Raw genomic sequence first — 13,599 nt, 5'->3', positions numbered from 1 at the left:
GGGCGCTTGTTTGACTTTTACGTCAAAGTCAACAATAGTGTATGCGCATGAATTGATGGAATGGCGGCGTGGACAAATACTATAGCATCACCGAGCTGACGCGGGAATTCGGCATCTCGACCCGGACGCTGCGCTTCTATGAGGATGAGGGGCTGATCCATCCGGAGCGCCGAGGTCGTACGCGTCTGTTTCGGCCGGCGGACCGGCGTCTCATCAAGGAAATCCTTCGCGGTCGGCGGATCGGCTTCACCATCGCCGAAATCCGCGAAATCATTCAGGTCTACAAGGACCCGCCGGGCGAGATCGGCCAATTGCAGCTCCTGATGAAGCGCGTCGAGGAAAAGCGCGAGGATCTGCGGCAGAAGCGTAAGGATATCGAAGATACGCTTGCCGAACTCGACAATGTCGAGGAAGCCTGCCTTACACGCCTGGCCGAGATCGGCGTCGGGACCTGACCTCCCAAGGCAATAGAGCAATTCAAGGTGCTACAGCGATCTTGCGCGTCTGATAAGACGCGCGGCGCTTTAGGTGGCACTCACAACCATCGCGTGGTGTGGCGGCAATAACGCTCGAATTCGAAGCCGAAGCGGGAAAGCAGGTGCCGCTCTTCGTTCCGGATCGCAAAGAGCGTCATGACGACGACGGCGCCGATCGCCATGATGAAGAACCAGGGGTTCAGAGTCATCAGCCCGAGGCCGATCATTGCGAGCGTATAGCCGAGATAGATCGGATTGCGGGTGAAGCGAAAGGGTCCGCAAGTGACGAGGCAAGTGGCGCAACGATGCGGCAGGACCGCCGTGTGCCGCTCGAGCAGCGTCTTGACGGCCCAAAGATCAAGGGAAATGGCTGCAAGGATCATAGCGCCGCCCACGAGCCAGGGAGTCCAGCCATCTCCATGTGCAACCGGAATTGGGTAGAGGCGGGCGAGGACCAGCGCCATCAGCACTGCCGCGCCGTACACGAGCGGCGGCCACGGGAAACTCAGCGGCTTGGCACGATAGGCATTCATGTCCTAGTCCCCTGAACGAGCATCCATTGTGCACTGACCGGCGATTCGCGCAATGCGTTCATCCGAATTCACGTCGATCTTACCTAGGTTTAAGTCCTCGAACAGGTTCTGTTCCTGGAGCCGGGTAAGCGTGCAGCCGCAAAATGCGCCGCAGTCGATTGCGGGATTGTTGAGGCTGCAGGCCCGTTCACAGTTCCGCCGGTAGGCCCAGCTCGCATCCGGAGCGGGAGCAGGGAAGGCGAGAGAGAAGGCATAAACTAGTCCGATAAGCACCGGTTGGTGGATAAGATAGATGGCCAGACTGTGACGCCCGCCGAAGGCAAGGGGCCTTATCCACAATTTGCGCCCGCTCTCGCTGTTCGCGAGGGATTGTTGTCGCGGCCTGAGCAGCGGCTGCAGCAGCTTTGCCGTTCCGAGGCCAGCCAGGAACGGCCCGAGCCACGGGAGCAGTGGCACATAGTCGTTCGACCTTGGGATAGTTTCGGAGAGGCCCACCCACCAGAGCAGAGGCGCGTCGAAGAGCGGCGAACGCAGATAAAGCGGTGCGACGAGGGCGGCGCCTGCGGCGAGGAAGGAGGCGGGTGCGGGAAGCCGGAGGAACAAGAGGCCGATGAGGCTTGCCGCGGCTATCGCATGGAGAATGCCGAAGAATATGAAGGAGGCGGGGAAGGCGAACCACGTGGCGAAGCTGATGAGTGCGGCCGCACCGGCAATCCGGACGAAACGGCGCATGAAGGCTCGGGGACGGAACCCGGCCCCGTGACCGAGGACGAGGCTATAGCCGGCGAGGAAGATGAAGCTGCTGGCGATCAGGCGCGCAAAGAGCCGCCAGCCGCCCGTTCCAGCGGTGCCGGCGGTCACGTAGCCGAAGAACTCGAGATCCCAGACGAAGTGGTAAATCGCCATTGCGACGAGCGCCACACCGCGCAACGCATCCAGGAGCGCGATCCGCTTGGTGATGGGACGCGAAGCCTTCGTCTGGTCGACCGTTGTCGTGCGGCTGTCGCCCATTCTGATGCCATCCTGTTCATGTAGCGGTGTTCGCCCTGACTATTGCAATGTTCTCTCGAAAGTGAAACGGGATTGCGGGGGAGAACGCGCGATGCTTGACGGTCTCGGTCACCCAGCGGGGACGGTCCATATATCTCCGGCTACCGTTGACTACTGCCCGTCTGCCAGCAGGGCTGCCCGCGCTTCGGAAAAGTACTGCCGCCGCGTCAGCACGAAAATCACGAAGCCGGTAAGCAGGATGAAGACATAGGGGCTGATGAACCAGCCGAGATAACCGATCGACAGGAAGATCGCCCTGAGGCCGGCATTGAAGTGTTTCGCTGCCATGATGTTCATGCGGATCGCGCGCTCCGCAGCCTGTTCGGCCGCAGGGCGATCGCGTGACATATCGGCCGTCATCGGAATGCCGCCCAAAAGTATGGAGCAATAGTTGAAGAGCCGATAGGACCAGCCGAACTTGAAGAAGGAATAGCCAAAAAGACAGGTAAGCCCGCCGACCTTCAGTTCGAAACCGGCCCGCCCGCCGCGAAAAATCTGCGGCAGGTCATTGAAGATCATCTGCACCTGCTCGGTCGCGCCAAGCAGGGCAAAGCAGCCGCCCAGAGCGAAGATCGTCGTCGAGGCGAAGAAAGCAGTACCCGCCTGCAGACCCGCCATGATCTGCGTGTCGATCATCTTCAGGTCGCGACTGAGCGAGTTGCGGATCCAGCGTGCCCTGTGCTCGTTCATCAACCGCGTCAGGCTGATGCGCTTGAAGTTCCGGCGGCCATCGCTGGCCCAGCTGAAGCCGCCCCATAGCAGCAAGAAGATCGAGAAGGCTATGTAATCTTCCGTTGTCATGCGCGTCTTTTCGCACGCTCCTTTGAAAATGCAACATCGGTGTGCCGCGCAAGATAGCCCTTCACGCGCAAACAATGCGGCAAAACCGCGGCCATTCTTGTTCCCTGACGCACCGGGCTTCCGGGCATTTCTGGGGCTCTACCACTCCGCGCCACGAAGGTCGGAGAACTGTGACATCGTTTTGCCACATTTCAGCATTGCGCGTTTACACTTTCTTCAGTATGGATGCCGCCACAAGCGAGCCCTTCGCCGCTTGTCGACACTTGGCTATCGGAGAAATCATGGACAGCACAATACAGAAGTCATGCTGGGGCGTAACCGTGCGCGCCGTGGCAGGTTTCGCTGGCGTTCTCGTTCTTGCCTATCTCTTTGGTGGCTTCTAAGATGAAGGATCGAAGCGATGCGTGTCCGCCGACGGCATCGCTTTTTTACCTCTCGCTTGGCACGTTGACGGACTTCCTTCGGAGACGATGTCGCACGGACCAAATTCGATGTCGGTCGGCTGCCTGATGGACCGGCATAGGATCGCATAGGTTTCTTCCTATATAAGAGAAGGGATCGGACGCCACCTCCTAGAAACCGGCGCAGTTCCGATCTTATTGTCGGCGTGGCGCTTGGCGCGTGGCCGGGTCTGGGCAGGCAGTTTATGTTTCTTTCCGTCTTCGACGTGTTCAAGATCGGTATCGGTCCCTCGAGCTCCCATACGATGGGGCCGATGTCGGCCGCCAATAGGTTTCTCGACCTCATCCTGTCCGACGAGTGGCCGCGGCCGTCGCATGCGGCCGTCGCCGCCATAAAGGTTAGCCTTCACGGCTCGCTGGCGCATACGGGGATCGGCCACGGAACGGGCAGGGCGGTCATTCTCGGGCTGATGGGAGAGCGTCCGGACGTGGTCGACCCCGACCGTATGGACGCGATCATCGAGGAGGTGGAGCGGACCGGCCGCATCTCGCCGCCCGGGCACCCGGGGTATCTGTTCCAGCCGAAGCCCGATCTCGTCTTCGATAAGAAGGTGCCGCTGCCGGGCCATGCCAACGGCATGTCCTTCTCCGCCTTCGACCGAGACGGGCGGCTGCTGCTGAAGCGCATCTATTATTCGATCGGCGGCGGCTTCGTGGTCACCGATACCGAGCTCGAGGCCATGCGGGCGGCGAAGAACAAGCCCGCCGGCATCAAGGTCTCCTATCCCTTCGCGACGGCTGAGCAGATGCTCGACATGGCCGCGCGTTCCGGGCTGACGATCGCGCAGATGAAAAGGGCGAATGAGGAGTGCTCAATATCGAGGGAAGAGCTCGATGCCGGGCTCGACCGCATCTGGGCGGCGATGAACGCCTGCATCGATCGCGGTCTCAGCCAGGACGGCATCATGCCGGGTGGCCTGAAGGTACGCCGCCGCGCCCGGGCGATCCACGACAAGCTGCAGGATGAATGGCGCTCCAACAAAACCAATCCCCTGCTCGCCAACGACTGGTTGAGCGTCTATGCAATGGCGGTCAATGAGGAGAATGCCGCTGGCGGCCGCGTGGTGACCTCGCCGACGAACGGAGCGGCCGGCGTCGTTCCGGCGACGATCCGCTATTATTTGCAATTCCATGACGATGCCGACCAGGAAGGCATTCGCGACTATCTGCTGACAGCAGCGGCAATCGGTGGCATCATCAAGCATAATGCTTCGATCTCCGGTGCGGAGGTCGGCTGTCAAGGCGAAGTCGGCTCGGCCTCCGCGATGGCGGCGGCTGGACTGGCGGCGGTGATGGGCGGCACCCCCGAACAGATCGAGAATGCGGCGGAGATCGCGCTCGAACATCATCTCGGTATGACTTGCGATCCGGTGGCCGGCCTTGTGCAGGTCCCCTGTATAGAGCGTAACGCCCTCGGGGCAGTCAAGGCGGTCACTGCCGCCTCGCTTGCCCTCAAGGGCGACGGCAAGCATTTCGTACCGCTCGACGCCTGCATCGAAACGATGAGGCAGACAGGCGTCGACATGAACGAGAAGTACAAGGAGACATCCACCGGCGGGCTTGCGGTCAACATGGTCGAGTGCTGACGACAGCGTCGGCGTGTTATCAGACGCGCAAAGCTCGCTGCAGCACTTTGACTTGCAGCGGGCTCAGGAGAGGCGGGTCGAAAAGGTGCCCCTGTGGATGGGGCTCCTCACCAAGGTTGACCGCGCCGCCCGACGGGTGTTCAAGCATTCCATGGCTCTGCATATCATAAAGCTCTGCGTCGGTGCCGAATCCATTGAAGACCTTCGCGAGTGGGTCTCGCGCCGGTCGCTCGCCGCGATCGCGGCCGGACAGGAGCCGCACTCGTTCCATACGACCCGCATGGTGCCGAAGCGCACGGAGGAGCTTCTCTCCGGCGGCTCGCTTTATTGGGTAATCAAGGGGTATGTGCAGGCGAGACAGCCGCTGATCGGGGTCGAACCCTTTACGGACGGCGAGGCGATCGGCCGCTGCAACCTCATTCTCGGCCCTGAGGTCGTCGAGACGGAACTCCAGCCGCGACGCGCCTTCCAAGGTTGGCGTTATCTCGAGGCCAAAGAAGCGCCGCGCGACCTCGCCTCGCTTTCAGGTTCTGCCGATATGCCCCTAGAACTGCGGCGCGAGCTTGCGGAACTCGGTCTTCTCTAGATCGCGATTTCAGGTCGGATCGACCCTAATCCTAAACCTGGTCAATCTGACAAGCTGGCCCCGTATGCGCTCACATACGCTCAGGCAAACAACTATCCATGTGCAGTCTGAGAGGTCGGCCGCGACCGGGAGCGGTCACGTGCAGGTGGATCACCGCGCGCGGTTGGGTCGAGCGCCATGCTCGCGCCCCATGGGTGAGAAGCATGCTCACCAGATCCCGAGTCCTCGCCTTTGAGCGGTTGAGCCCGAGATCGGCGATGCGCATGGCTGCCTCATGGAGTGGATGCAACCGAAGACGCGAGGGCTTAGGTTTCTTCCCGGCCGCGATGTTCATGCCGGGAACATTCTCGTTCATTGCCATGACTGACCTCGTTACGCTGTACAAATCCGAGGGGCGGCCGGAGGGAACGCGTCCGGCCGTCATGTGTCCTACAACGCCGTCCGTCCTTCAGGACGCACAAAGGACGCTGTAGGTCTTTGAAACTGCGCATCACGCTTTCCGACAAGCGATTCCGATTCTCGGCACGATGCGCCAGGTCACTGCTGGCTCGCCCAGCATGCAAATCCCTTTTTCTTCAACACCTTGCATGCGTTGACGGCCTTGTTTTGGTCATCGAAGCCGCCGAAGCGAGCGCGGTAGACCTGCGCTGCACCGCTGCCGAAGGCGACGGTAAATGGCGTCGCATGGCGCAGCACCTTGCCGCCCTTTTCCTGGGCATTGCCGAGGAGCGTCATCGCTTGCGCCTTGTCGGCTGTCGCCCCGATCTGGATGACCCAGCCCTCAGGCACCGTTTCCGTCTGCGCTTCGGCCTTAGCCGCGGCGACCTCGGCCTTGGCCACAGAATTTGTGATCTGGGCATCGACGTCGGACGACGGCGTCGGATGCTGCGCGAGCTTGACACTCTGGGCCTCGAGCGTGTTCGGCGCGATCTTGCCGGATAGGACCGGGTTGTCGGAGGCGGGCTCTGCTTCCGCATAGGCCATCTCGACGCTTCCCGCGGCTTCTTCGCCACCATAACGGAAGTCCGGGACCGGCCCCGTGTGCGGCAAGGCCGCCGCGGCCATGGCTGCGGGTTCACTCGGTTGGCTCTCGGCTTCGGCGACAGCAACCGGAGTTGCCGGTGCTTGCGCAATGAGGTTGCCGCTGCCGCGGCGTGAGGCCGCCGGCATGTATTTGGCGACGAGCTTGCGCATCTGGGCGTCGCGGGCACCGCCGGACGTTCCGCCCATCACCACCGCGACGATGCTGCGACCTTCGAGCTGCGCCGAGGTTACCAGGTTGTAGCCGGATGCGCGGGTATAGCCGGTCTTGATACCGTCCACGCCGCGCACATTGCCTAGCAGCCGGTTGTGATTGCCGATCGTCTGCTTGCCGAAGCGGAAGCTGCGCGTGGAGAAATAGTCGTAATATTGGGGGAAGTGCTGCCTCAGGGCGAGGCCGAGCCGCGCCTGGTCGCGCGCCGTCGTCCGCTGCTCCGAGTTCGGCAGACCGTGGGCGTTGCGATAGGTCGTGCGGGTCATACCAAGTGCGCGAGCCTTGTTCGTCATCATCCGCGCGAAGCGCTGTTCGGAGCCGCCCAGGAGCTCGCCCAATGCCGTGGCGGCGTCATTGGCAGAACGCGTGACGAGTGAGAGGATCGCCTGCTCCACCGTAATCGACCGGCCCGCGCGGACCCCCAGTTTCGATGGCGGCTCGGCCGCCGCATTCTTGGAAAAGGGCACCGGCGTGGACTTGCTGACCCTTCCGGCTTCGAGCGCCTCGAAAGCCAGGTACAATGTCATCATCTTGGTCAAGGACGCCGGATAGCGCAGCTCGTCTGCAGACTCGCCGTAAAGCACCTTGCCGGTCTTTGCATCGACGACGATGCCGGCATACTTCGAGTTGGCGAAGGCCGGCGCCGAAAGGGCCAAAACGGCGATGACGGCTGCAAGGAAAAATCGTCCCACAACATGTGCAAAGACACCAAGTGGACGTTTCGCGAGATCAGAAAAAACGGATCGAGACACTGCGCTGCTCTTCATTCTTATTTCGGGGGTGCCGTCCGGACGTCGTTTCCGGAAACGATCGTTCCCAGGACTGTAGCCGGATAGCGTTACCAATCGGTTTATGATGAATGATTGGTTTCCCTGGCTGGGCGATTTGTTCGGGAGCGTTACGTGCCGCATCGGCCACGCACGCTGCCCTCCACCACGACACTTGGACAAATTCACGGCACCAGCCGGCCGCGCACGAAAGATTCGATGGATTCGTCGATCGCCTGCCATTCGGGCAGCAACTTGCTGGAGAAGCGGTAAAGAACGATAAGATCCTTGCCCGCATGAATGTCTCGCTGACAGTCGGCGCTGGAGGAGGCGGCCAGGTCTTCAGGCAGGAGGCAGCGCACGACATAGGGACTACGTGCGAGACGGGGGCCAGTAAAGAAAACCTCGCCCGCATAGCTGGAACTCGCCTTGGCGTCATATCTCGCGAGCCCCGCCGGGCCGGAGCGGGGCGCGCCTTCGAAGAGGTGTCGATAAATCGGCTCCAGCCGTCCCGACATGTCGCGCGACATGGTGCTTTGCGCGATCTGAAGAAAGATCAGCTTCTCCGGATGGTCAAAATCGTTGAAGAGGTGCCGCGTCTCGTCGCTGTATCCGGCGAGGGTCGGCCATGTCAGATAGAGGTCCACGCGCTCGGCAACGCGTGTCATGCGCTGGCTTTCGAAGCGGATGACATTGGCGGGTAGGCGCAAGTGATCCTGCCCGATGAAGATGTCGTAGGTTTCGAGGCTGGATGTGTGTCCGGCGAGCGCGAGATTCTCGCCGAACCATCGCCCCGTGAAGGAAATGGCGACAGCCAAGGCTGCCAGCAATCCGACGATTGTCGTTATTCTGTATGCGAAACGCGACGACAGGAGCGGAAGAAAGTTCGGATCGGGGACGTCAGGTGAGTTCATGAGAGACGCCGTCGATGTGTGTGCTGCCCGACAGTCGTCGAATATGGTTAATTTTCACTGAAGCATGTGCGCTTCCGCGGCCGATGGCGAAGTCGTGGATGGTTCATGGACAAAGAAACGGCCGGCTTCGGGGACAATCGAAGCCGGCCGGAGGGGCTTGGTCTGGACGGGGACACAAGGGACTGACCGAAGCCCGATGGGAGAGCCGTTCGCCGCTATGCGGCGAACCGGCGTTGGCATCTTATTCCGTTCGCACAGTGCCCACCGCAACCGCACGGCCGTCCTGGAGTTTCACCCACCGTCCGGCGTTTTCCGAAGATTGCCGCTTGAGGAACGTGTATTCCGTCTCCGACCAAAGCAGGACCTTGTTGCGCATGTTGTCGAGGATGAAGTCGCCGCGGTCGGTGCGGACTGTAAGGACCGCGTGTCCGTCGCCATTCGGCTGCAGGACGACTGTGATCAGCAGATCGGCGGGCGAGAAGCCGGCATCGATCAGTTTGCGGCGCTTCAGAAGCACGTAGTCTTCGCAATCACCAATACTGTCTGGATAGGTCCATTTTTCTTCGACGCCATAGATCTCCATGTCCGTCATCGGCATGATGGCGTGGTTGACCTCATAATTCACCGCGAGAATGGTCTGCCATCCCGCGCGCGAGAGCACGGTTGGCCCTTGATCGGAGCCGACCGGGCTGCACTCGGGCGCATGGCTCTTGCAGAACTCATAGTGGCCGACTGGCGGATTGGTCGCGCCGCTCGCGACCATATTTGTCGGGAGGGCGTACGCCGAACCGGCGAGAAGGCCGACTGCCATGACTGCGCCCGCAAGCGTGCTGGTGATGAACTTGTGCATTTTTGTCTCCCCGTTCTGGTTCGACATTGGCACAGAGTTTTTTATCGGCGGCGAAGATGGGAGGTAAAAACAAGTACAAATTCGAGCGGTGTTCTAGAGAAATAAGAATAAATCTCGATTTGTATTTTCGGAAAATTTAGCTAAAAGTTGAGCGAAGTCACCGCTGTGGCGCCTGCCGGGTAAGGCGGACAACATCTAAGCTAATGAAAAATTGGAGAGATTTCGAGCGCGCTTTTTGCTGCTTTGGCTCACGGCGGATGGCGATGGCGGCGGGGAGTTAGTCAAGGGCGGGCGCCTCTTGCCGCGGTCGGGCAAAGTTGCAGCAACGGATGATTTACCAGAAGATATTTCTTTATCAGAAGATTGGTTTTACTTGCCGAACGACCATCTCACCAGGATGAGAACGCCGTAGTACTGCATGGGGCCTTGAAGCGGCTCCGGTCGAGTGGCGTGCTTGCCCTTGCAAAAGTCGGCATGGCGCGGGGGGCAGGCGGAGCAAGGCGACCAGCGGTCCAAGCGAATTACGCGGCGGCAGCTTTGCGGCGGCCCGCCAGCGATTGCTCAGAGGAACTCGGTAAGAGCCTCACGCGACTGAATGCCGGAGAACTCCATGGCGACGCCTTCCTGGAAGTGGCGGACGATCCGGCCACGCATGCTGTTGCCGAGCGTGACGGGCGTGCCGATCGCAGGTCGAACCTCAATATCGATCGCTGCGCCGGACAATGAAAGGTCGATGATCCGGCAACGGTATTTCTCGCCGCCTTCGACGGCCAGTTCCGTCAAGGTCTTGCGTGGAGCGAGCCGGTCGTGGCGCCGGTCCTCGGGCAGGCCGAGTTCGTGTTTGTTCGCGATCCAGGTAAGCTGCGCCGCGAGCTTCTCGCGCTTGCGTTCCGTCGCGTTGATCTGGATAACGAACGCATCTTCGGCAAGCCGGGAGACGGTGCCCTCGATCCGCCCGACGTGATCGATATAGGCGATTATGCGCTCACCAGCGCGCGGCCTCGCTACGGTGGCAAAGAGAACATCGCCGGGCGACATGTCAACTGCTGTGCACTCGTATTCGTCGCGGTTGGCAAGCATCAGCCGTCCGGCAAGGTTGACCGAAACCCGCTGAAATGCGCTTTCCTGCTGTGTCTTCGCGTGGGTGCTTTGAGTGTGCTGAAACGAGAACATTGTTGCTCTGCAATCGACATAGGCTTGCACGCGTCAGTATAGGTCGGGGCGGTTAATAGAAGGTTGGCTGTTGAAATCAGTTCCAGCGCACAGGCTGAAAATCCGAGCCGTTTTTTTGAAAGCTCCATGCGCAAATTCAAAGAGTTGCAGCGGCGCCCCCACACGACACGAGCGTCTGATGGACGCGCGCGCTGCAATGCACCCTGCTGAGTGGTTCCCGTGCCGCTTTAAAGGTCTCAATCCCGGCGTCCGCCGTCGAGGACGCGAAGGTGCAGCGTTCGCCGGGTCGCACATTCGTTCATGGCGCCGACCGCCGTCGTCCGGGGAGGCATATGTCGGTCGTCCAGCGAAACGTTCCTGGTGGGACCGAGAATGCTGAGGCTGCTCGCGGTGAGCCTCGTGACTGGAGCCATGTGCAGCCAGAGCGGACGGGAGAGTGGCGAAAGCGTTCCGAGCACGCGGTCGTTGCTTCCGTCGGCGGAGGCAAGGGGAGTAAGCAGCAGTTCCACGTCGAGCACCTCTCCGGCTGCCGAATGGCCGACGGCGGAAACGAGGATCGGCGCGCAGCGCGTCATCACCTGATCGGGAACGCAAGCGAGTTCCGCCTTCTCCGATTCCTGCCACAGCAGCGAAAATTGCCGGTCGCGCAGCTCGCTCCCGAACAACGCACAAACGCCGGTGCCGGCAAGACGGAAGCGGCTGGTTCCGTCCGCCTGTCGTTGGAGCATGAAGAGATCAGGTAGCAGCGAGCGGATTTCCGCTGGCGCGATTTCGTCGCGTCGGGGAAGGGGGCGGTCACCGCGAACCGTATTCCAGTACTGGAACAGTTCGTTGGCCGTTTTGCTACGCATATGCTTGTCCTCATGCCGTGGGGAGGCAGGCTGTTCCGGATCGGTACAGTTGCCGCCGCGGGATTCGACCCTGCAATGAGCCGAGCGAGATTCGTGCCAGATGGAATAATTGCCAAAGGCAGTAGATTCTGACTTGCGTTGCGCCGCACTTCTCATGCTCCGGCATCACGGCGCGGGACGCGCCTTGCCATGACACACCAGCGCTCCGGTCAGATCGGTCAGAATCTGCTGCCGTCGGTATTAAGGTTAACGCTTGGTTCCAATTGCGCCTGACGCGCGGTGCTGGCATTGCTCTCCCATCACTTCACGAAGCTTGTCTTCGGCACATCGACTGGAGCGCCGAACATTGCGCTCATGGCCGTTCAGTTTTTGCTGGACGGCCATTTTTCCTTTGCTTATGCCTTGCCTCCGGCGCGCGAACGTCGCCGAAGCGGCTGGATCTTGGTCCAGCCGGCATATCGATAGGATTCGAACGATGGAGCAGGATCAGTCGGCAGCGCCGGCGGAAGCGAATGCCGAGGCTGCCGCTCGGCACGGTCGTGAGCCCGCTTTCAATCTCCCCCCGGGGCTGACCGCGGTCCTCCTGTTCCTCATCGCCGTCCATGTACTGCGAAGCTACGTGCTGTCCGTTGCGGCCGATCAGGAAGTTATCCTCAACTTCGCCTTCATTCCGGCGCGCTACGCGATCCCGCTCGCCGAGCAGGGACTCGCCTGGCTATGGACGCCGGTGACTTATTCCCTTCTGCACGGCAGCTGGGAGCATCTGATATTCAATATCTTCTGGATGGTTGCGTTCGGGGCGCCGGTCGTGCGGCGTATCGGACCGGCACGCCTCGCCGTCTTCTGGTGTCTCTCGGCGGCAGCATCCGTCGCCCTGCACCTCGTTTTCCATTGGGCAGAAATGGCGGTTGTGGTCGGCGCTTCCGGAGTCGTATCAGCTCTCATGGGCGCCGCGGTGCGCTTCGTCTTCTCACCGAGCGGTCGCATCAGCCGCCAGTTCGCACATCTCAATCGGCGCCTGTCCCTGACCGAGACGCTCGCCAATCGCTCGGCGCTGATCTTTACGGGCGTATGGTTCCTCACCAACTTTCTCGTGGCGTTCGGACTATTGTCGATAGGCGGCGCGGAAAGCGTTGCCTGGGAAGCGCATATCGGCGGCTTCCTGTTCGGCTTCCTGCTGTTCGGATGGTTCGACCCGCGCCGGTGAGGGGTTTGACGTGCAAAGGATCGAACCCGGAATGCTTGCGACGAGTGCGCTGCGCCCGCAACCTTCGAGTCTGATGAGATGGGCGGCTGTACCGCGAATGCGAAATCAGGCCCTGCAAAATGGTTTATTTCAACATCGGAATTTTCGTGATGGCGGATTCTGACGTCGAGCCGGGACAGCGTCGTGACAATGCTTGATTTCCCCCGGTCGTAAGGGCACCATCCGCCATGGTCGCCGGCCACCCTCATGTGCGGCGCCCGCTGAAGGGCCGAGTGTCGGTGCGGCTTCGCCCGAAGGAGGAAGGGCGGAAAGCCGGTTTGGTGCCGGCATGGGTAGAGGTTCCTGCGGCCGACTGCGCGCACCATTGCGACCTTGGGACGCTCGGGTGGGCAGGCCGGAACTTTTCCCCATTCGGCCCGGTATTATCGCAACGGGAGATGTGTGCATGTCAGTAAGAGCGATACTCAACGAAAAGGGCCACAACGTCGTAACCGTGACGCCGCAGGTTACGGTACAGCAAGTGGCGGCGTTTCTGCATGACAATCATATCGGTGCCGTCGTCGTCGTTGATCCGGACGACCGTATTATCGGCATTCTGACGGAACGCGACATTGTCGCCTCGATTGCGAAACATGGCGCCTCGTGTCTCGAAAAGCCGGTCTCGACCGTGATGTGGCAGAACGTCTATTGCTGCAGCGAGGAGATGACCGCCCAGACGCTGATGGAAATGATGAGCAAATTGCGCGCGCGCCATCTGCCGGTGGAGAGGGACGGACGACTTGCCGGCATCATTTCGATCGGCGACGTGGTGAAGTATCACATTCGCGCCATGGAGCGGGAAACCGAAGAGATCAAGGCTTACATCGCCGGGTAAGCGACGAAGGGCGGCGGTGTGCTGCGCCGCCCTGCTGCACATCCTCGAACCGACCACAGCAGTTCGGAATGCTCCAGTAGTCTTCGCGCGTCTGATTGGACGCGGCGCCGGCACCGCTCCAGAGCCTTTCCGGGTTAAATGGAAACAATTCTGTTGGCTCAAGCGGAGCGGAATGTTTGCCCGGCTGGCGCGCGGCGTAGCCAAAGCATACGGCC

General features: G+C 60.9%; 15 protein-coding genes. 5 read left to right on the top strand and 10 right to left on the bottom strand.

What is annotated here, in order from left to right:
• Positions 1-68: 68 nt before the first annotated feature.
• A complete protein-coding gene (locus J2Z31_RS28165) occupies positions 69-455 on the top strand; it encodes a MerR family transcriptional regulator (protein ID WP_209606948.1) in 387 nt (128 codons plus the stop codon).
• Positions 456-535: 80 nt separating this feature from the next.
• Here J2Z31_RS28165 and J2Z31_RS28160 read toward each other — a convergent pair whose 3' ends face one another.
• The 3 genes from J2Z31_RS28160 to J2Z31_RS28150 form a co-directional block, all read right to left on the bottom strand.
• Entirely contained in the window at positions 536-1,009 is a 474-nt protein-coding gene (locus J2Z31_RS28160) for a methyltransferase family protein (protein ID WP_209606946.1), read from the bottom strand.
• A gap of 3 nt (positions 1,010-1,012) precedes the next feature.
• Positions 1,013-2,020, bottom strand: a complete 1,008-nt coding sequence (locus tag J2Z31_RS28155) for a heparan-alpha-glucosaminide N-acetyltransferase (protein WP_209606944.1) — start codon at positions 2,018-2,020, stop codon at positions 1,013-1,015.
• A 150-nt stretch (positions 2,021-2,170) separates the two neighbouring features.
• Entirely contained in the window at positions 2,171-2,860 is a 690-nt protein-coding gene (locus J2Z31_RS28150) for a DUF599 domain-containing protein (RefSeq protein ID WP_209606942.1), read from the bottom strand.
• A gap of 646 nt (positions 2,861-3,506) precedes the next feature.
• Between J2Z31_RS28150 and J2Z31_RS28145 the strand changes: the two genes are divergently transcribed.
• Positions 3,507-4,907 carry an L-serine ammonia-lyase gene (locus J2Z31_RS28145; RefSeq protein WP_209606941.1) on the top strand — a complete coding sequence of 467 codons (1,401 nt, stop codon included), beginning with the start codon at positions 3,507-3,509 and terminating at the stop codon, positions 4,905-4,907.
• A gap of 151 nt (positions 4,908-5,058) precedes the next feature.
• A complete protein-coding gene (locus tag J2Z31_RS28140; RefSeq protein ID WP_209607131.1) occupies positions 5,059-5,493 on the top strand; it encodes a DUF1489 family protein in 435 nt (144 codons plus the stop codon).
• A 70-nt stretch (positions 5,494-5,563) separates the two neighbouring features.
• Here J2Z31_RS28140 and J2Z31_RS29550 read toward each other — a convergent pair whose 3' ends face one another.
• The 6 genes from J2Z31_RS29550 to J2Z31_RS28115 all read right to left on the bottom strand — a co-directional run bounded on the left by J2Z31_RS29550 (position 5,564) and on the right by J2Z31_RS28115 (position 11,303).
• A complete protein-coding gene (locus J2Z31_RS29550) occupies positions 5,564-5,854 on the bottom strand; it encodes a hypothetical protein (protein ID WP_234939732.1) in 291 nt (96 codons plus the stop codon).
• Between the two features lie 176 nt (positions 5,855-6,030).
• Positions 6,031-7,521: an SPOR domain-containing protein gene (locus J2Z31_RS28135; protein WP_209607129.1), complete on the bottom strand. Its 1,491-nt coding sequence runs from the start codon at positions 7,519-7,521 to the stop codon at positions 6,031-6,033.
• Between the two features lie 179 nt (positions 7,522-7,700).
• Positions 7,701-8,429, bottom strand: coding sequence for a hypothetical protein (locus J2Z31_RS28130; RefSeq protein ID WP_209606939.1), 729 nt, complete (start codon positions 8,427-8,429; stop codon positions 7,701-7,703).
• Positions 8,430-8,670: 241 nt separating this feature from the next.
• Positions 8,671-9,279 (bottom strand): transglutaminase-like cysteine peptidase, encoded by a 609-nt coding sequence (locus tag J2Z31_RS28125; RefSeq protein ID WP_209606937.1) that lies wholly within the window; start codon positions 9,277-9,279, stop codon positions 8,671-8,673.
• 561 nt (positions 9,280-9,840) lie between these two features.
• Positions 9,841-10,452, bottom strand: a complete 612-nt coding sequence (locus J2Z31_RS28120) for a PilZ domain-containing protein (protein ID WP_209606935.1) — start codon at positions 10,450-10,452, stop codon at positions 9,841-9,843.
• Positions 10,453-10,688: 236 nt separating this feature from the next.
• Positions 10,689-11,303 carry a PAS domain-containing protein gene (locus tag J2Z31_RS28115; RefSeq protein ID WP_209606933.1) on the bottom strand — a complete coding sequence of 205 codons (615 nt, stop codon included), beginning with the start codon at positions 11,301-11,303 and terminating at the stop codon, positions 10,689-10,691.
• Positions 11,304-11,778: 475 nt separating this feature from the next.
• On the opposite strand from J2Z31_RS28115, the gene J2Z31_RS28110 reads away from it, so the two are divergent.
• Both J2Z31_RS28110 and J2Z31_RS28105 read left to right on the top strand, forming a co-directional pair.
• Positions 11,779-12,510, top strand: coding sequence for a rhomboid family intramembrane serine protease (locus tag J2Z31_RS28110; protein ID WP_209606931.1), 732 nt, complete (start codon positions 11,779-11,781; stop codon positions 12,508-12,510).
• A 445-nt stretch (positions 12,511-12,955) separates the two neighbouring features.
• Positions 12,956-13,384 carry a CBS domain-containing protein gene (locus J2Z31_RS28105; RefSeq protein ID WP_209606928.1) on the top strand — a complete coding sequence of 143 codons (429 nt, stop codon included), beginning with the start codon at positions 12,956-12,958 and terminating at the stop codon, positions 13,382-13,384.
• On the opposite strand, the gene J2Z31_RS28100 is transcribed toward J2Z31_RS28105, so the two are convergent.
• On the bottom strand, positions 13,362-13,599 hold a 238-nt coding region (locus J2Z31_RS28100; RefSeq protein WP_209606926.1), incomplete at its 5' end, for a hypothetical protein. The two genes, J2Z31_RS28105 and J2Z31_RS28100, sit on opposite strands and share 23 nt — an antisense overlap.

The sequence above is a fragment of the Sinorhizobium kostiense genome, assembly GCF_017874595.1.
Taxonomy (GTDB): Bacteria; Pseudomonadota; Alphaproteobacteria; order Rhizobiales; family Rhizobiaceae; genus Sinorhizobium; species Sinorhizobium kostiense.
Note: the sequence above shows the minus strand (reverse complement) of the source record. Positions and strands in the feature narration are given on the sequence as shown.